Genomic DNA, 19,850 nt, shown 5'->3' with positions numbered 1-19,850 from the left:
TAAAACTTTTATCACACTAGGTGATAGATAACTAGCGAATGTAGAAATTTAATTGCAAAATGGATATTAGAGAATAATTATATTATTTAAGAAAAATTCTTTATTTTTCTTGAATAAAGATATATAATATTATTAGTTAATAATTATTATTTATAAGTAAAAATTATCGAAAAGATTTCAGGAGGATATGATATGAAGGTTATTGTAATTGGATGTACACATGCAGGAACAGCTGCTATTGTTAATTTAAAGGAATTATACCCAGATAGTGATGTCGTAGTTTATGAAAGAAACGATAATATATCATTTCTATCTTGTGGAATTGCGTTAAGTATAGGCGGAATAGTTACTGAAACAGAAAAGTTATTTTATAATTCGCCAGATAATTTGAGCTCTTTAGGAGTTAAAACAAAGATGAAACATGACGTTTTAGATATTGACTTTGATAATAAAATTGTTAAAGTTAAGAATTTAGAAAATGGTGAAATATTTGAAGATAGTTATGAAAAGCTAGTTTTAACATTAGGGTCTTGGCCAATAATACCTAAGTTTGAAGGCGGAAATTTACAAAATATTTTATTATGTAAGAACTATAATCATGCGAAAGAAATTGAAGCTAGACGTAGTGATGCAAAGAATGTAGTTGTAATTGGTGGCGGATACATTGGTGTGGAACTTGCAGAAGCTTTCAAAATTCAGAATAAAAATGTTACATTAATTGATGCTGAAGAGAGAATAATGTCTAAGTACTTGGACAAAGAATTTACTGATATTGCAGAAAATGAATTTAGAGATCATGGAATAAACCTAGTTTTAGGGGAAAAAGTTAAATTGTTCAAGGGAGATAATGATAAAGTTTCACATGTAGTAACTGATAATAATGAATATGAGGCAGACTTAGTTATATTATGCATTGGCTTTGCACCAAGCACTGCTCTTGTAAAAGGTAAATTGGAGACACTTCAAAATGGTGCAATTATGATTGATGAATATATGCAAACAAGTAGAAAAGATGTATTCGCAGCAGGAGATTGCTGTGTTGTTAAGTTCAATCCGGCTGATGATACACGATATATACCTTTAGCAACAAATGCAGTGAGAATGGGAACTTTAATTGCGCATAATATAGTTGAGCCTAAATTAAAGTATATGGGAACACAAGGCACATCAGGAATTAAGATATATGAAAAATGTATTGCATCTACAGGATTAACTGAAGAAGTTGCAAAAAATACAACATCATTTAATGTAGGAGCTGTTTCTGTTACAGATAACTATAGACCAGAGTTTATGCCTACTTACGAAGAAGCATTATTAAAATTAGTTTATGATAAAGATAGTAGAAGAATACTTGGAGGTCAAATAATTTCGAATTTAGATTTAACACAATTTATGAACACATTGTCAGTAGTAATTCAAAATAAAATGACTATAGAAGAACTTGCAATGACAGATTTCTTCTTCCAACCACATTTTAATAAACCTTGGAGTTTACTAAATATAGCTGCTTTGCAGGCATTAAAAAATATATAGTAAAAATTCTTATAATAGGTGTTAAATAAAAAAATCATTGGCCATAATTTTGTGGCAATGATTTTTTTACTTTAAGTAGATACTAATTATCCAAAAGTCTTATATTTTTTCCTATTATCGCAATGCCCTTTTTTATATTTTCGTCACTTACTCGACCAAATCCAATTCTAAAAGTATCATAGCCTTTTAAGCTTTTTTTTCTATGGCTAATAGGCTTGTTATCATCTGTTTTAGTATGAAATTCTACATTATCATTGGAATTTTCATAAAAAATATCACCAGGCATAAATAATACATTATCTTTATAGCAGAGTTCTAGAAGAGTTCTTGCATTTATGTTGTTCTTTAGCTTTATGAATACATGAAGGCCACCCTCACCAGTTATATATTCATATGGAATATATTTTTCAACCATATCGAGTACAAGATTGTATTTATCTCTATAATATTTTCTTACATTTTTAACATATCTGTTGAAGGCACCACTTTTTAAATAATAGAAAAATGCGCTTTGATCTAAAAAAGAAGAATGAATATTTCTTCCACGTTTTACACTTTCTAAAGTTTCTATAAGCTTATCATCTGCGAATATCCATCCTATTCTAAGACCTGGAAACAGTATTTTAGAAAGACTTCCTATATATATGACTCCATTACCAGTTCCACATAGTGATGCTATTGGATCAATTGGGGAGCTTGAGTAGAGTAATTCTTCATTAAAGCCATCTTCTATTATAGGAACAGAATATTTTCTAAAAAGTTTATATATTTCCTTTCTTCTTTCAGTTTTAGTTACTATTCCAGTTGGATTATTGTAAGACGGAATCAAATATCCGAACTTTGGATTATATTTACTTAAAGCACTTTCAAGAGATATCAAATCTAGGCCTTCTTTATCCATTTTTACTTGAACTATCTTTAATCCATAGCTTTTCATAATTTTTAAAGCTGTATTATGTGTTGGTTCTTCGCATAAAATAATATCACCATTATTTGTTAGCGAACTAATTACTATATCAAAGGCTTCGGTAAATCCATTAGTTACTAAGATATCTTTGTTATTAGTATCAACTCTTTTATCTCTCATATAATCTAAAAAATAATCTATTAATGGCTTATATCCTTTAGCATAACCGTAATTTAATAGATTGGCTTCCTCGTAAGTCCAAGCATCTAACAGAGATCTTTTAAAATCATCAAGATTAAAGAGATGACTTTCAGGAGAAATGGATTTGAATGATATCATTCCCTTCTTATACGGCAATTCACTTTTTATGATATCAAACTTCTTTAAGGTAGTTCCATAATTGTTAATCCTTTTAGAAAAATCCACATTATATTCATAACTTTCATTTTCACTTTCTATGGAGATAAAAGTACCTATTCCTCTTTTTGTTGTTATTATTCCTATGCTTTCTAATTCCTCATAAGCTGAAATTACAGAATTCCTACTTATATTCAAAAACTTACTTACTTCCCTTGTAGATGGAAGCTTACTATCTTTTTTTAATTCACCGTTTTTAATGCCTTGTTTTATATGTCTTTCAATTTGAATATAAATAGGCTCATCTTTATTTATATTAAGATTAGAAAATATCAATGCTGAATCACCTCACTACTTTAGATAAGCAACAACAAATTTAATAAGAAAATACTTAATGTTTAAATTATATTGTTAATACTAATATCTAATGAATTTTATAAATGCAATTAAACTGTATAGAATTAATTTATTTCAATTATTTTAGATTTACCATACTATTTCTTTTGTGTCAATAAAATGGTGCGATGGTTATTAAAAATAAAGATATGAAGATATTAAATAATAATATATATTAACTAGTAATATATTTACTGACTAAAGGAAATAAGTGTATAATTATATTATACAATAACGTGAAATATGATAAATGGCATGAAATACTGTTATAGAAAAATAGAAAAGGAGGTAATGTGTTTATGAAAGGGACCGTTGTATCAACATGGATGAAGACAAATAGAAAGTTGTTTGGAGACTCAATTGTCAACGAAGCAATGGATTATATAGGTTGGGGAACAACAAAAATATTTTCACCTATTGAAAATGTAGACGATGGAGAAGTTAAGAAAATAATATCATACATAGCTAAATCTCAAAATATAGAGGTAGGAACTCTTTGGAGAAAAATTGGACAAGATAATATAAAAGCTTTTAGCCATGATTATCCAGCATTTTTCAAACATGACAATGTATATTCATTTTTAAAGTCGATGTTTGATGTACATGTAGTGATGACAAAAAAGTTTGCAGGAGCGAAGCCACCTTTGGTATCTATAGAACCAATATCGAGTAGGGAAGCTATCTTTAGCTATAATTCTTCTAGAGGAATGTTTGACTATTTTTTAGGTATGCTTCAAGGGACTTGCGAACACTTTAACGAAAAAGTGGATATAAAAGAAATATCAAGAACGAGCAGTGAGCTTAAATTAAAACTTACTTTTGAAAGAGACGTATATTACAATAAAAAATACTTTTTTAATAGAGTTTTTTCTTTGGGTATTATAAAAAGTTTTGGGGCAAAGGCAGGAGTATTTTCATTCGTAATATCGGCTATAGTTTTTTTGATAATGTTAGGAATAAATGATATTACAAAGGTTTTAATAGGAAGCTTAGTATCCGGTTTAGCTACATTTGTAGGTGTTTCTTTAATTATGTCACCTATAGGAAAAATAAAAGAGGAAATAGAACGAATAATTAAAAATGAATACAATATTGATGGAAAAATTACCACTAATGATTTCTTTGAAGAAATTTATGATTTACTTAAGGAACATAAAAAAGTAATTCAGGCAGATTTCGTTGGATTTAAAGGTGTTACAGATGAAATGAATACTTTTGTAAATACAATAAACAAGATTTCTGATTCGATGAATCATACTTCAACAGAAATAAGTGGCGTTGTTGAACAGGTTGCGAATGGGGCTGTTACACAAGCTCAGAATACAGATAAAGCTGTACAAGCACTTAATGGAAACATCGAAGCCTTAAGGAATATAGTTGAAAACGAGAATGAAAATAAATCAGAACTTGAAGATGCCATGCTTAAAATTAATAATAGCTATGAAAATGTTGAAAATGCAAGTAAAAATATTTTGAAATCTTTACAGAGTTTTAATGAAGTTAAAGAGAAGGGGACACAGCTTGAAGGAAGGGCTAAAGATATAAATAATATTGTATCTATAGTATCAGGAATAGCAGAACAAACTAATTTATTAGCATTGAATGCATCCATAGAAGCAGCTAGGGCAGGAGAACAAGGGAAGGGGTTTGCTGTTGTTGCAGAATCAATAAGAAAACTTGCTGAACAGTCCAAAGAGGCAGTACTTGATATTAACTCTAATTTAGCTCAATTTGTTAAAGAAATAGGTTTCTTAGTGGATCACATAGATGTTCAATATAATGTATTAGAAAAAGAAACCAATAACTTAGACGTCGTACGAAATATTAGCTATGAAGCTAATCAATCAGTACAGAGTGTAGCAACTTCTATGATTGAGACTATAAGCAAGTTAAATATTGAAGCTGATTCTATATCTGATGTATATGATAGTATAGAGTCGTTAGCAGCCATTGCGGAAGAAAATTCAGCATCATCGGAAGAAGTAAGTGCTAGTGTAATAAATTATACAAATGAGATAAAAAAACTTATAGATAATATATCTGATTTTAAAGGTATTACAAAAACCTTTAAAAATGATCTAGAGAAATATAAAATTTAAATTCATGATATATAAAAATACCTACTAAAAGAAAATCATTTACTTTTAGTAGGTATTTTTATTAAATATTAATTGAACAACTTGGTTGTAAATTAAGAGTAGCTCCAAATTTTTGAGAAGCTGTTATAAAGCATATTAGAGCAATAAGCTCTGAAATTTCTTTTTCAGAAAGTTCATTATTTAAAGGGATGAAATCCTCATCGCTAACTACAGAATTTTTTGAAAATGAATTTGCAAATTTGGTAGCTACTAAAATCTTTGAATCGTTTATGTTATTGAATGGCTTACCTTTAGCCATACAATATTCACAGCCATTATTAAATGCCAAAGTACGTCTTACCTGTTCTTTTAATTCAGAAGTGAATGTATTGGTAGAGAAAAGAAAATTCTCTAAATCGGACCACTTTAACATAATATCTTTATTGTGTCCTAATAGTTTTTGAAATGGTGTATTTCCTTCTTTTGAAAAATTGATTCTTGCCATAATAAATCTCCTTTTATATAATATTAACAATTAATATTATATAGGAGTTATAGTATTATTTACATTCTAGATGACATATAATACTAATGATAAGGTTATATTTGGAACAAAAAATATACTAGGAGCGTTACATATGAAATTTGATGAAATAGATATATCAATATTATCAGAGTTGCAAAGAAATAGTAGGTTATCAATAAGAGAATTATCTAAGCGTATAAATTTATCACCTCCCTCCGTTACAGAGAGAGTGAACAGACTTCAAGATAGCGGTATTATAGAAGGCTATACAATTAGAATAAATAAGAAAAAGCTGGGATTATCAATTGATTGTATAATGAAGATTACAATGAAGAACGGAGAATATAACAAATTTAAAAATTTTATTAAAAATCATAAACGAAGTGAATGGGGATATAGGATAGCAGGGGATGGATGTTTCTTAGTAAAATTATCTGTAAAGAATTTAGAAGAGATAGAAGAGTTTATAAATGATATATCAGAATATTCACTGACAACAACAATTATTGCATTTTCAGAAGTAGAAATAGATAATAACATAAATAAGTTTATGGAACATATATAAATAAATAGTTATTAATAAATATGCATGAACTTACATATGAAGTTTTAATAATAGCTAGGAGATACAGTATGTATATAGCAAATAATAATATTATTCAAAAAGGGTTTAGTGGATTTTCTTTGAAGATAATCGCATTAGTATTAATGACAATGGACCATATGCATGAATTCTTAGCATCGACTGGAATTCCAATTTGGTTTAATTGGCTTGGGCGATTATCGGCTCCACTTTTTTTCTTTACAATGGCAGAAGGCTTTTTTTATACAGGGAATAGAAAAACTTATGTTAAAAGATTATATTTATTTTCAATAGTAATGTCTTTAGGAAAATTTATTTCATGGAAGATATCAGTTGATGATCCATCATATTTTCCAGTGAGTAATAATATATTCGAGACATTCTTTTTGATAGCATTAAATATATTACTAATTGAATATTTAAGAGATGAAAACAAAGATTTGTATAGGAAAATTTATATTATTTTTTTAGCGATAATGTTTGAAGTTGTATTACCAATAAGTACTTATTCAATATTTTCAAAAAACATAGCTGGAATTATTATATCCTTTTTACCTTGTCCATTGCTTTGTGAAGGAAGTGTTTCATTTGTTGCTCTCGGAATAATATTTTTTTATTTAAGAAATGACAGAAAAAAAATGATGATTGTTTATGCAATTTTTTCAGTATCGTTTTTTCCATTTGCGAGTTTTTCATTTAAGAATATATTTTATGGTTACAATCAGTGGATTATGATTTTCGCTATACCGCTAATGATGCTTTATAATGGAAAAAAGGGACGAGGATTAAAATATTTATTTTATTTTTATTATCCTATCCATATATTCATATTATTTTTATTGGGAGGAATTACACATATAAACTGAAGTTAAATAATGGCTTATGAAAATGCAAAATGGAGATCGTGTTCAAAAGAATAGGATCTTCATTTTGTTTTTTTATTTCTAGGATATGCTTTTTTTATATTTGCATAGTACACAAGCTAATATGTCTAAAAAGATATCTATTGATGCTATGTGAAAAAGTTATTTAGGGCAATTAAAATACTCGTTAAAAAAAACACAAAGTATTCTTAATTTACTAAACATAAATTAAACTTACTTAATATTTTAAATTTTCAGACAAAATGATATTATCTAGTTACACCAAACAACAGCAAAATATTAAATATCAAATGTAAATGTTTAAATATAGAGGGGATGTTTTAAATGAATTATTTTGAAGAAAGTTTAAAATTACATGAAGAAAAACAAGGAAAGATTTCAATCACATCTAAGGTTAAGGTTGAAACAAGAGATGATTTAAGTCTTGCATACACACCAGGAGTTGCAGAACCATGCAGAAAAATTCATGAGAATCAGGAAAACGTCTACAAATATACATCGAAAGGAAATCTGGTAGCAGTAGTAACAGATGGAAGTGCAGTGTTAGGACTAGGAGATATAGGGCCAATGGCAGGAATGCCTGTAATGGAAGGAAAGTCAATTTTATTTAAAGAATTTGCAGATGTTGATGCTTTCCCTATATTAGTAGATTCTAACGATGTTGATGAGATAGTTAATACAGTTAGATTGATAGCGCCAACATTTGGTGGAATAAACTTAGAAGATATTGGAGCACCAAGGTGCTTTGAAGTTGAAGAAAAATTAAAGAAAGTAGTTGATATACCTGTATTTCATGACGATCAACACGGAACAGCAATAGTTGTTCTTGCTGGTGTTATAAATGCACTTAAAGTAGTAGATAAGAAGCTTGAAGATATAAAAGTAGTAGTAAATGGGGCAGGGGCTGCAGGAACTGCAATAGCTAAGCTTTTATTATCATCAGGAGTAAAAAACTTAGTTGCTTGCGATAAAGTAGGTATTTTATATAGAGGCATGGAAAAAATTGATGATGCTAAAGATGCTTTAGCAGAAATAACAAATCCAGATAATATAAAAGGAAGCCTTGCAGATGCTTTAATTGGTGCTGACGTATTTGTTGGCGTGTCTGCTCCAGGAATATTGAAGCCTGAAATGGTTAAAGCAATGAATAAAGATGCAATAATTTTTGCAATGGCAAATCCAACACCGGAAATTATGCCAGATGAAGCAAAAGCGGCTGGAGCAAGAGTTATAGGAACAGGACGTTCAGATTTTCCAAATCAAGTGAACAATGTTCTAGCTTTCCCAGGTATTTTTAGAGGTGCCTTGGATGTTAGAGCAAAAGAAATAAATGAGGAAATGAAACTTGCTGCAGCATATGCCATAGCTGGATACATTAAAGATGAAGAGTTAAATGAAAATAATGTAATTCCAAGTGCTTTAGATAAAAATGTTGCTACAAAGGTAGCAGAAGCAATTGCAAATGCTGCAAGAGAAAGTGGGGTTGCGAGAAAATAGCTGGATTCGATTTGTACATGTTATTAGAAAGTAAGAAATTAGAATTACTATATTTGTGACATGTACAAATTCTAAATAAAATACGATTATAACTAATTATATCCAACAAAATTATAAATTAGGATTGTTTAAGTAGAAGTTTATCATGAGACATATGTAAAGGTTTAAAGATAAAAAACAAGATTTTAGGAGGTATATATATGCAAATCCCAATTAAGAAAACACTTGATAAAATACCGGGTGGTATGATGCTTGTTCCACTTTTTTTAGGAGTACTAGTTAACACTTTTTGTCCGCAATTTCTTAAAATTGGTGGATATACAACAGCACTATTTAGTTCGACGGCATCATCAACAATTCTGGCTTGCTTTATGTTTTTAATTGGCTCACAAATTAATTTCAAATTAGCACCTAAAGCACTAAAAAAAGGTGCACTATTAATATCTGGAAAATTCATAGTGGGTGCTGGTATCGGTATAATTGTAGGAAAAGTTTTTGGACCAGCTGGTGTATTAGGTTTATCACCACTAGCGATTCTTTCAGCGCTAACAAATTGCAACGGTGGGTTATATGCATCTTTAGCTTCACAATATGGTGATGAAACAGATGTAGGTGCTTATGCTCTATTATCGTTAAAAGATGGTCCATTTTTCACTTTGGTTGCATTAGGTGCATCAGGGCTTGCTCAAATTCCATTTATGTCACTTGTTGCAGTTTTAATTCCAATAGGGATAGGAATGATTTTAGGAAACGCCGACCCTGATATGAGAAAGTTTCTTGGAAGCAGTAAGTTGTTATTAATTCCATTCTTCTCATTCCCATTAGGTGCAGGAATGAATCTTGATACAATTGTAAAAGCTGGAGGTCCTGGTATATTATTAGGAGTGATAGCTGCCTTTACTGGAATAGGGGCATATATACTTTTAAAATTATTTAGAGAAGAACCTATAATTGGACTTGCAACAGGATCAACAGCAGGAAATGCCGTAGCCACACCAGCAGCTGTTGCAGCGGCAGATCCAACATTGGCTGCAATAGCAACAATAGCAACAGCACAAGTTGCAGCGGCATGCGTAGTATCTGCTATTGTTTGTCCATTCATTGTTTCTTATGTGTTTAAAATGCTTAGAGCAAATAAAGAAAAGAAATTGAGCAGAGAAGCAGTAGTGCAATAAATAATTATTAGTATTGGGTTAAGAGCTATAGTATGAATTAATAAAATTAATTTTAATATTGAAAAATACTTGCTAAAGCTGATACCTACAGAGTATAATTTAAAAACAGGTTTTGTATCTGTGTTGATAATAATAACAATAGATGCAAATACTATAATTAAATATAACGTAGGGGAGGAAAATGTGTGAGTCATAAATTATTAATTATAAATCCAGGTTCCACATCAACTAAAATAGCAGTATATGAAGGTGAAAAGGAAATTTTTGAGGAAACACTTAGACATTCATCAGAAGAGATAGGAAAGTTTAAGTACGTAGTCGATCAACAAAGCTTTAGAACAGATGTTATATTAAAAATACTAGAAGACAATAAAATAAATATAACTGAAATGGATGCAATAGTTGGAAGAGGTGGACTTTTAAAGCCTATAGTTAGTGGTACCTACAGTGTAAACGATAATATGTTAAAAGATTTAAAAGAAAATGTTCAAGGAGAGCATGCATCTAATCTTGGTGCTATAATTGCCAATGAAATTGCGAGGTCTATTAATAAACCTGCTTTTATAGTAGATCCAGTAGTTGTAGATGAAATGGAAGATATAGCAAGATTTTCAGGAGTGCCAGAACTTCCAAGAAAAAGTATATTTCATGCATTAAATCAAAAGGCAGTGGCTAAGAGGTATGCGCAAGAAAATATGAAGAACTATGAAGATATAAATGTTATAGTTGCTCATATGGGAGGCGGTGTTTCGGTAGGCGCACATAAAAATGGGAGAATAATTGATGTAAATAATGCTCTTGATGGAGAAGGCGCATTTTCACCAGAAAGAAGTGGTGGTATACCATCTGGTGATTTAGCTAGAATGTGTTTTAGCGGAAAATATACTTTAGAAGAAATATTGAAGAAGATAACTGGAAAAGGCGGATTTGTAGCATATCTTGATACAAACGATGGGAGAATAGTTAGACAACTTGCATCAGAAGGAGACATGAAGGCAAAGTTAGTTTATGAAGCTATGGGATATCAAGTAGCAAAAGATATAGGTGCAGCAGCTGCGGTTTTATGTGGAAAAGTAGATGCGATAATTTTAACTGGAGGCATTGCCTACGAAAAAATGATGGTAGACATCATAAAAGAAAAAGTGGAATTTATTGCTCCAATAACTGTTTATCCAGGTGAAGATGAAATGCTTGCTTTAGCTCAAGGTGCACTAAGAGTTTTAAACGGGCAAGAAGAAGTTAAAGAATATAAATAGACTTCTGTATATACTAAAGATTAGAAAGTAGTTGAAAAGATAGCATTAGTATTACTATAATTATTGAGTATTAGTTTATTGGCTTTAATAAATCATGAATTAAGAGCGGATTCCTAGGGATACGCTCTTAACTTTTTGTGGGAAATTGCTTTGATAAATAGCAAGTAAACGTATTACTAAGGAAGTTGTACTATTTTGTAATAAGGAATTATTTATATATAATGTAAGTGAACTAAAATTTAGAATTAGATAGAGGAGATAAAATGAAGCTAAAAGGTAAAATAATATCTCTTGTAATAGCTATCCTTGTAATTTCAATTGGAAGTATAACAATACTTTCTTTTATTGAAATGAAAAAGTTATTAAGAGATCAAATAGATAAAAATATGTTGAATATAGCGGATTCATTTGCATCAACCTATGAAGTTAAAGAATATTTGAAAGGAAATAAGGCAATTCCGATTGATCTGTTAAATAGTGAGATAGAGAAGGCCCGTATAAAGACAAATGTAGAGTTTATCGTAATTATGGATATGAATGGCATAAGATATTCTCACCCAGATAAAAGTAAAATAGGGGAAAGATTTGCTGGTGGAGATGAAGATAGGGTATTAAGCACAGGAGAGCAATATATATCAACAGGAAGTGGTACACTTGGTATTTCTGTAAGAGCATTTGCACCTATTTATGATGATAGTAATAAGCAGATAGGTGCAGTTGCTGTTGGTATGTTGTATAATAAATTTGATAACGAAGTCTATACGAAAATGTATAAATTTATTCCTATAATATTAATGGGATTAATATTGGGTATATCGGGAGCTATAGCTCTATCTTATAATATAAAGAAGTCAATATTTGGACTTGAACCAGAAGAAATAGCCTTGGCTTTAAAGCAAAAAGAAACTGTAATTGAAAATATAAAGGAAGGTATAATAGCTTTAGATAATAATGGATGCATAACGCTATTTAACGGGCAAGCTAGTAAAGTTTTACATTTGAAAGAAAATGATATAGGGAAGCCGATTACTGATTTTACCTACGAAAGTATGGCTCTAAAAGTTTTAAACAGTGGGAAATCTATGACTAATATTGAGATAAAAGTTCGTCCTGGAGTAAACGTTATGTGTAAATACAGTATTATAAGAGGATTTAAAAAACAAATTCTTGGATTAGTTGTAACATTTGAAGATTTAAGTGAAGTTAGAAAAATGGCTGAGGAGTTAACTGGTATAAAGAAAATGGCATGGTCACTTAGAGCACAAAATCATGAATTTATGAACAAACTTCACACAATCTCAGGACTTATACAACTCGAAGAATATGATGAAGTAATTAAGTTTGTTAATGTAATAGTGGAAAGTAAAAAGAATATAACTACTATAATATCTGATAAAATAAAAAATGTATCTTTGGCAGCGTTAATACTATCTAAATATAGTAAGTGTGAAGAAGCTAGAATCAATTTGATAATAGATGATGACTCAAGAGTAATTAAATTACCACAATATATGACATCAGAAGAGTTAGGATCTGTTGTAGGAAATCTAATAGAAAATTCTATTGATGCAGTTAAAAATGATGGGACTGGTGAAATATATATGAAAATTTTTGAGGAAGATGATCAAATGAAAATTATGGTAAAGGATAATGGCTGTGGGATACCAGAGAATATCAGAAATTCTATTTACAACATTGGAATCACAAGTAAAGAAGGGGAACGAGGATTTGGGATGTATATAGTGAAAAAGATCATTGATGAAGCTAAAGGAGCTATTAAATTTAAAGTTGATGATGGTACTGAATGGGAGATATCTATACCTATGAGGAGGAGTTAAATATATGATTAAAACTATGATTGTTGAAGATGATCCGATGGTAAGACAAATTAATTCTAAGTTTTTGAAAAAAATAGAGGGATTTTCACTGGAAAAAGCAGTTGCAAACCTTTCTGAAGCAAAAGAATTTTTGATGCAGAAGCAGGTAGATTTAATTTTATTAGATATTTTTCTTCCTAATGAAAATGGCATAGATTTGCTAAAGTGGTTAAGGCAAAATGAAATATTATCTGATGTTATATTAATTACTGCTGATAAGAGTGTAGAGAGAGTAAAGGATGCTTTTAGATATGGAGTTGTAGACTATTTGATAAAACCCTTTACATTTGAAAGGTTTAACGAATCTCTCAATATTTTTAGAGAAAGATTAAATAGCTTTGAAAATAGCCAGACTATGGAACAAAGCGATCTAGATAAGTTTATTTTGAGTAATAAAAATAAGAAAACAAACAATAGTGAAACAAAACCAAATCTAGAAAAGGGCTTGAACAAGTATACTTATAATTCAATTGCTAATGAGCTTAATAATACTAAAGAAGAGTATTTTACTACTGAGGACTTATCAGAAAAGTTAGGCATTGCAAAAGTTACTGTAAGGAAATACCTTGACTATATGAGCAAACAAGGCGAACTGGAGAAAATCATAGAGTATGGAAAAATTGGAAGGCCATTGTATAAATATAAAATAAAAGGTCTATAATGTTACGGTTTATGAATTCACGGATACTCTAAAAATTAGTAATAGAGTATCCTTTTTATATTGAACTAAAAAAAGTTTTCTACTAGCTGCATTTATTTCAGAAATTGTTTCGTTTTTCCCATCATGTATGCAACTTTAATCATTGACTTTTCATCTTTAGTCAGTTCTCTATTATACATTTTTTCAAATTGCTTTAATAAAGCTTCATTATCAATTACTTCTTTGGGTTCTGTAGTTCTTTTTGCTGGTGAAGGAACGTAAGTTTCAGGCTTCATGTATTTGTTATAAATACGCTTAAAAATTTCAGAAGTATAGTAAGCATCATTAAGTGCATCATGAAATTCACTATAAATTGGTATATTTAAAATCTCAACAGCATTTCTTAAACCAATTCTAGAATTTTTGGGTGCTTTAAGGTATTTTGAAGCATACTTCTGAATGTCAATATATTTTGAAATATATGAAGTAGATAGATTATAAAATCCCAAGTTTCTGTAGAGTTCCTTAATATCGCCAACGCCCCATACACACAGTAGTACGTCATCATCTCCAATGAACTCTAAAAAGGCTTTATGTACATTAGTAAAGTTTTTGCAAGAAGAAACTTTATCGTATGTTATTTTAGTTAAATTCTCAACATATGGATGAATGGTTTTATATAGAGTTGGTTTGACTAAGGAATTGAATTTAGACACTTCTTGAAAATTATTATCTAGTTTTATAGCACCAATTTGAATTATTTCAAAAGGAATAAGTGGTATGTTAGTATCATCATTAAATTTTGAAAAATTAATGTTATTGCAATCTTCAGAGGCATTACTTCTTTGGTTAAATTCTAAATCATATATTACATAATACATACTTTCACCTGCTTTTTGGTTAAGAATAAGAATACTATTTATATTATAGCCAATGAAGATGTGAATAATATAAACATAATAAAAAAGATTCAAAAATTTTTGAACCTTTTCAATATATTTATAATAGGAATTTATATTTATCAAAGAATTTTATCTATTATTCCATAAGATAAAGCCTCTTGAGCAGACATAAAATAATCTCGTTCCATATCTCTTTCAATTTCCTCTATTGGCTTTTTGGTTTTTTCACTATATATTTTATTTATTTTATTTTTTGTCTTTAGCAGCCATTCAGTATGAATCCTAATATCTGTAGCTTGACCTTGAAAACCTCCATGTACAGATGGCTGATGGATTAGAATCTCACTATTTGGAAGAGCATATCTTTTTCCAGGTGCGCCTGCTGCAAGTAAAAACGATCCCATACTTGCAGCTAATCCTAAACATATTGTTGATACGTCAGGCTTTATATATTGCATTGTATCATATATTGCCATTCCTGCTGTAATAGAACCACCGGGGCTATTTATATAAAAGTGAATATCACCATCTGGATTTTCTGATTCAAGAAATAGTAATTGTGAAGTAATTATACTTGCGGTAGAATCGCTTACTTGATCGCTTAGCATAATTATTCTTTCTTTTAGCAATCTAGAATAGATATCATAAGAACGTTCTCCTCGACTTGTTTGTTCAATAACCATTGGTACATAGCTCATAAAGATTCACTCCTTAAAAAATATTTTTGATGAATTCTAAACAGCCATAGAAAGGTAAGTTGTAGAATTCTTTCTTGAATGTATTGTTGTTAAATTTATTTTGTTTTTCCTAAATTCCTTAGGGGGGATTCCATAAAGCCTTTTGAAAGCCTTAGTAAATGATTCCTGATTACTAAATTGATATTTTAGCGCTATATCTATAATCTTATTTTCTGTAGTTAATAGTTCATTTGCAGCTTCCTCTAATCTTTTTTTACGAATATATTCAGCAACAGGTTCTCCAACCACTGAATGAAAAACCCTATGAAAGTGGTATTTGGATAAAAAGGCCTTATCTGCAAGTTCCTTTAGTTGTATTTTCTTATTTAGATTATTTTCTATATATTCAATGGACTTTTTTATACAAGCTTCATAATTCATGTAAGGCGCTCACCTCATTTAATCTTTTCCTATATTATATAGCAACATTTTATTTAAATCCTGTCTTTTTTTGCTCATTAAATATTTAAGAAACGATCAGAGTCAAGAGTTTATGTTCATTTTTAAATGATAGTTTTCAGTTGCTATGAAAAATTTAAATAATTAATAAACTAGATATAGTAATAATAAAAGAAGATAAAAAGTAATTATAACTATAGAAATGAATAACATGGAGAAATTTATGGGAAAGTCAAAGAAAGCCAATAGAATTGAAGAGGATAATATAATACAAATAAACAAGAAAAAATGTATTGGATGTACTGCATGCGCTTTTACGTGTGCTCAAGAAACTAAGATGGCGATATTAAAGGAAGTAGATTCAGGAAGGAAAACTGTGGATACTAAAAGTGGAGGATTTGGGGCTTCTGGATGTCTATATTGTGGACAATGTACACTTGCCTGTCCAACAGAAGCGATTGATGTAAGAAATGACGTAGATTTAGTTAAAGAAGCCTTAAGTAGTGGGAAATATTTAGTTTTAACGGCCTCTCCAGCAGTCAAAGCAACACTAGGAGAAGAATTTAATCTTCCAATAGGTACTTATGTTGGAGGAAAAATAGCTCCATCCGCGAAGAAATTAGGTTTTCAAAAAGTATTTAATACTGAATTTGGGAATGATATGACAGTTGTAGAGGAAAGTAGTGAATTCATTAAAAGAATTGCTAATAAAGAAAAACTTCCTATGTTTACGTCTTTCTGTCCTTCTTTCATACGTTACGCTGAAATATATCATCCAGAAATACTGGATAATATATCTACAGCGAAATCTCCTCAGCAGATGATGGGAGCAGGAATAAAAACATATTTTGCAGATGTTTATAATATTTTGCCTACCAATATAGTTGTTGTATCTGTACAACCATGTAGTGCTAAAAAATATGAGGCTGATAAAGAGGATATGGGGAGAGATAGTTACAAAGATATCGATATTGTTCTAACTGTAAAAGAATATGCAAATCTCTTAAAAGAGAAAGGCATAGATATAACTGCTATACCAGACGAAAAACCAGATGATTTTATGGGGGAATATACTGGGGCAGCAGCTCTTTTTGGTATGAGTCAAGGAGCAATGCAAGCAATTTTTAGAACCGTGATGAGTTATTTAAAGAACGATATATCTGAGGCTGAAAATATGATATTAAAACCAGTAGAAGGATATAAGGAAATAGAAGAAGTATCGGTTATTTTAGGTAATAAGAATTGTAAAGTAGCAGTGGTAAATGGTCTAAAAGAAATCGAAAAATTTTTAGTCAGTAACAAATGGAAGGAATATTATTTCATTGAAGTAGTGGCATGTAACGGAGGGTGCATAAATGGAGGAGGGACTCCTAGAATAGGTGCAAAGTCTCAAATTAATGAAAATCTATGCATATCGTGTGGTACTTGTATACAAAATTGCCCTGTTAATGCGATACAATATAATGTTAGAGGAAGGGCAGAGGTTAAAGAAGAAGAGTGTGTTGGCTGTAAATTATGTAATAACGTCTGCAGAGCTAAAGCTGTACAGGTAAAATGTTATAATAAATCCTCAAATGAGTTGTTAGGAAAAGATTATAAAATATTGAGAGCAGATATTCTAAGGAATATTGATAAAAAATCAATAAAAAGAGTGTCAGACGAAAATGAAAATCTTGAAAATATGTATAAGAGCTATATAGGAGATCCTAATAGCACAAGGGCAGAATCTTTGTTTCATACCAGCTATATTGATAAATCCAATGAATTTAGAAATAATAATACAAAAAAGAGACGAAGGCATTAACTGGATAAAGGAGAATGGATGACGAAAAACAAATAAGAAATATATTAAAATATATGGCATTTATTGTTGAAATATGTTAATATATAGTTATACAAAAGATATAAACCCTCTCCCATTTATACCCACAGATAAGATAGACTATTCATAAAAGGCTAGTCTATCTTATTTTTTTTGATATTTTACTTTATAGCTAAATTTTTATTATAGAATTCTTAATGAATTTATAAGTGTGCTTTTTTATTAAAATTTAATTTAATAATATATATTTATGTTGTTATAGCGTTTATCAAATCAATGATTATTATATTAGGGTTTACTAACGATGATATAAATAACATAAAGATAATATTATGGTAAAATAAATATGCAAAGTTAGTGAAAAAATATATTATAGTTTATGTTATAATTTATTAATTCATATCAGTAGTGATTTTGTTATTATATGCTTTTAGTGGAAGGAAATAACAATGAGTAGTGAAGAAATCCAATATTGTATTAATAAAATATCTGAATTTTTAGCAGTTAGAGATATTAGCACGTTAAATCCTAAGGAACTAGAAAGAAAATTTGGATTAAAAAAAGTTGATGTATTAGTCTTATTAGGGAATTCTATACCTTATACAGTACAGTGTGCTGTGAATGCATGGAAGAATAATATATGTGATAAGATTTTGATTAGTGGGGGGATTGGACATTCTACCCAAATACTAAGAGATGAAATAAGGAGAAGTTCAGAGTTTAATTCGATTGAAGTAGATGGTAGGCCGGAAGCTGATATATTTTTTGATATAATGACTAAAATTTATGGTGTTAACTCAGATAAAATTATTATAGAAAATAAATCTACGAATTGTGGAGATAATGCTAAAAAGACAATAGAATTATTATGGAAATTAAATATAGAATATGAATCTTTAATTTTGATTCAAGATCCTACTATGCAGCTTAGAACTTTTGCTTCATTTTCTAAGTATACATATAATAATGTTAAGTTAATAAACTATGCTCCATTTATTCCTAAGATTGATATAAATCTAAAATTAAGTAATATTGGAATTAATGGAATCTGGGAAGATAAAAGGTATTTGGAACTTTTGATGGGAGAGATACCAAGATTAAGAGATAATGAAAATGGATATGGACCTAATGGAAAGGGATTTATAGTCCGTGTTGATATACCAAGAGAAATAGAAGAAGCATACAATAGTCTAAAGACACCGATTAATAATGAAGATTTTTACCGTAGATGTTGATTTTAGCAATTAAAATAAAATACATAATATATGGAAAGAGAGTTGTAAGTTTATGAATGATATTTTAAATGAGACCATGCTGCTTTGCCCAGTTTGTAAGGAAAAATTAGTTAAGGATATTTCAAATAAGATGTACAGGTGCAGTAACAAACATACATATGATATAGCAAAAGAAGGGTATGTAAATTTGTTAATAAGCAATCAGAAAAGAAGTAAGAATCCTGGTGATTCAAAAGAAATGGTTTTATCAAGAATAGATTTTTTATCTAGAGGATATTATAAAGCACTGTCTGATAAAATAAATGAAATAATAGTTGATGGGATGTCAGATAAAATTATCAACAAATTGAATATTGTAGATCTAGGATGTGGCGAAGGGTATTACTTAACAAACCTAAAAGATTATATGAATAAGAAAAATATTGAAGCTAATTATTATGGCTTGGATGTTTCTAAAGAAGCTGTAAAATACGCAAGTAAACTAAACAAAGATTGTGTTTGGGCGGTTGGAAACAATTTTAACATACCACTTGGGGATAAAACAGTGGATTGTATTATTTCAGTATTTAGTCCTATAGATATTGATGAGTGTAATAGAGTTTTAAAGGATGATGGAATATTTGTTAGAGTTTTACCTAGAACTAATCATTTAATACAACTTAGGAATATTATTTACTCTGAGGTTCATTTAAATGATAAAGTTTATAAAGCAAATGCAGAAGAAAATGATTATATAGAAGAAGCTAATGTAACATTTGATATAACATTGAATAAAGAAGAATTATTGAGCTTATTAAAGATGACACCTCATTATTGGAAGTCTACACCAGAGAATAAAGAAAAGTTAGAAGATTATGAATCCTTAGTTATAACTATAGATATGAGAATAGGTATATTTAAAAAGAAAATTTAATTGAGTAAAACTTAATCTAAATTTAATGTAAGCTTATATAGGCAGTGTTTGTCTTAGGAGTTTTATAACTAATATATTAAATTGATCCTTTTGTAGGCAAAGATATAGAAACTGTACAAAATAGGTATTATAA

The 19,850-nt window shown here is 29.5% G+C and carries 17 protein-coding genes; 12 read left to right on the top strand and 5 right to left on the bottom strand.

Features of this window, described 5'->3' with window-relative positions:
* Positions 1–192: 192 nt before the first annotated feature.
* Positions 193–1,533, top strand: a complete 1,341-nt coding sequence (locus L1S46_RS08715; protein ID WP_171787647.1) for an FAD-dependent oxidoreductase — start codon at positions 193–195, stop codon at positions 1,531–1,533.
* 82 nt (positions 1,534–1,615) lie between these two features.
* Here the strand turns inward: L1S46_RS08715 and L1S46_RS08710 are convergent, their stop codons facing one another.
* A complete protein-coding gene (locus L1S46_RS08710) occupies positions 1,616–3,133 on the bottom strand; it encodes a PLP-dependent aminotransferase family protein (protein ID WP_077829388.1) in 1,518 nt (505 codons plus the stop codon).
* 359 nt (positions 3,134–3,492) lie between these two features.
* Here L1S46_RS08710 and L1S46_RS08705 point away from each other — a divergent pair, with 359 nt between their 5' ends.
* Positions 3,493–5,292: a heme NO-binding domain-containing protein gene (locus L1S46_RS08705; RefSeq protein WP_238899769.1), complete on the top strand. Its 1,800-nt coding sequence runs from the start codon at positions 3,493–3,495 to the stop codon at positions 5,290–5,292.
* 61 nt (positions 5,293–5,353) lie between these two features.
* Here the strand turns inward: L1S46_RS08705 and L1S46_RS08700 are convergent, their stop codons facing one another.
* On the bottom strand, positions 5,354–5,776 hold the full coding sequence (locus L1S46_RS08700; protein ID WP_238899768.1) for a carboxymuconolactone decarboxylase family protein: 423 nt from the start codon (positions 5,774–5,776) through the stop codon (positions 5,354–5,356).
* 133 nt (positions 5,777–5,909) lie between these two features.
* Between L1S46_RS08700 and L1S46_RS08695 the strand changes: the two genes are divergently transcribed.
* The 7 genes from L1S46_RS08695 (at position 5,910) to L1S46_RS08665 (ending at position 13,730) form a co-directional block, all read left to right on the top strand.
* On the top strand, positions 5,910–6,362 hold the full coding sequence (locus L1S46_RS08695; protein ID WP_077854694.1) for an Lrp/AsnC family transcriptional regulator: 453 nt from the start codon (positions 5,910–5,912) through the stop codon (positions 6,360–6,362).
* A gap of 68 nt (positions 6,363–6,430) precedes the next feature.
* Positions 6,431–7,246, top strand: coding sequence for a TraX family protein (locus L1S46_RS08690; RefSeq protein WP_077308863.1), 816 nt, complete (start codon positions 6,431–6,433; stop codon positions 7,244–7,246).
* Positions 7,247–7,588: 342 nt separating this feature from the next.
* Complete coding sequence (locus L1S46_RS08685) at positions 7,589–8,761, top strand: malic enzyme-like NAD(P)-binding protein (RefSeq protein ID WP_065418681.1); 1,173 nt, start codon at positions 7,589–7,591, stop codon at positions 8,759–8,761.
* A gap of 200 nt (positions 8,762–8,961) precedes the next feature.
* Positions 8,962–9,936: a 2-keto-3-deoxygluconate permease gene (locus L1S46_RS08680; RefSeq protein ID WP_012060164.1), complete on the top strand. Its 975-nt coding sequence runs from the start codon at positions 8,962–8,964 to the stop codon at positions 9,934–9,936.
* 185 nt (positions 9,937–10,121) lie between these two features.
* Positions 10,122–11,192 (top strand): butyrate kinase, encoded by a 1,071-nt coding sequence (buk, locus tag L1S46_RS08675; RefSeq protein WP_065418680.1) that lies wholly within the window; start codon positions 10,122–10,124, stop codon positions 11,190–11,192.
* A 263-nt stretch (positions 11,193–11,455) separates the two neighbouring features.
* Positions 11,456–13,030 carry a sensor histidine kinase gene (locus L1S46_RS08670; RefSeq protein WP_023973029.1) on the top strand — a complete coding sequence of 525 codons (1,575 nt, stop codon included), beginning with the start codon at positions 11,456–11,458 and terminating at the stop codon, positions 13,028–13,030.
* A 4-nt stretch (positions 13,031–13,034) separates the two neighbouring features.
* On the top strand, positions 13,035–13,730 hold the full coding sequence (locus tag L1S46_RS08665) for a response regulator (protein WP_012060161.1): 696 nt from the start codon (positions 13,035–13,037) through the stop codon (positions 13,728–13,730).
* Between the two features lie 92 nt (positions 13,731–13,822).
* Here L1S46_RS08665 and L1S46_RS08660 read toward each other — a convergent pair whose 3' ends face one another.
* The 3 genes from L1S46_RS08660 to L1S46_RS08650 all read right to left on the bottom strand — a co-directional run bounded on the left by L1S46_RS08660 (position 13,823) and on the right by L1S46_RS08650 (position 15,729).
* Entirely contained in the window at positions 13,823–14,590 is a 768-nt protein-coding gene (locus tag L1S46_RS08660) for a 3'-5' exonuclease (protein WP_238899767.1), read from the bottom strand.
* 140 nt (positions 14,591–14,730) lie between these two features.
* On the bottom strand, positions 14,731–15,309 hold the full coding sequence (gene clpP / locus L1S46_RS08655) for an ATP-dependent Clp endopeptidase proteolytic subunit ClpP (protein WP_077854604.1): 579 nt from the start codon (positions 15,307–15,309) through the stop codon (positions 14,731–14,733).
* Between the two features lie 36 nt (positions 15,310–15,345).
* A complete protein-coding gene (locus L1S46_RS08650; RefSeq protein WP_238861270.1) occupies positions 15,346–15,729 on the bottom strand; it encodes an AraC family transcriptional regulator in 384 nt (127 codons plus the stop codon).
* 241 nt (positions 15,730–15,970) lie between these two features.
* Between L1S46_RS08650 and L1S46_RS08645 the strand changes: the two genes are divergently transcribed.
* The 3 genes from L1S46_RS08645 to L1S46_RS08635 all read left to right on the top strand — a co-directional run bounded on the left by L1S46_RS08645 (position 15,971) and on the right by L1S46_RS08635 (position 19,717).
* A complete protein-coding gene (locus L1S46_RS08645) occupies positions 15,971–17,551 on the top strand; it encodes a [Fe-Fe] hydrogenase large subunit C-terminal domain-containing protein (protein ID WP_238899766.1) in 1,581 nt (526 codons plus the stop codon).
* A 467-nt stretch (positions 17,552–18,018) separates the two neighbouring features.
* On the top strand, positions 18,019–18,804 hold the full coding sequence (locus L1S46_RS08640) for a YdcF family protein (protein WP_238899765.1): 786 nt from the start codon (positions 18,019–18,021) through the stop codon (positions 18,802–18,804).
* Positions 18,805–18,856: 52 nt separating this feature from the next.
* Complete coding sequence (locus tag L1S46_RS08635) at positions 18,857–19,717, top strand: putative RNA methyltransferase (protein WP_238899764.1); 861 nt, start codon at positions 18,857–18,859, stop codon at positions 19,715–19,717.
* Positions 19,718–19,850 lie beyond the last annotated feature (133 nt).

The sequence above is a fragment of the Clostridium sp. YIM B02500 genome, assembly GCF_022324665.1.
GTDB classification, from domain to species: domain Bacteria; phylum Bacillota; class Clostridia; order Clostridiales; family Clostridiaceae; genus Clostridium; species Clostridium beijerinckii.
Note: the sequence above shows the minus strand (reverse complement) of the source record. Positions and strands in the feature narration are given on the sequence as shown.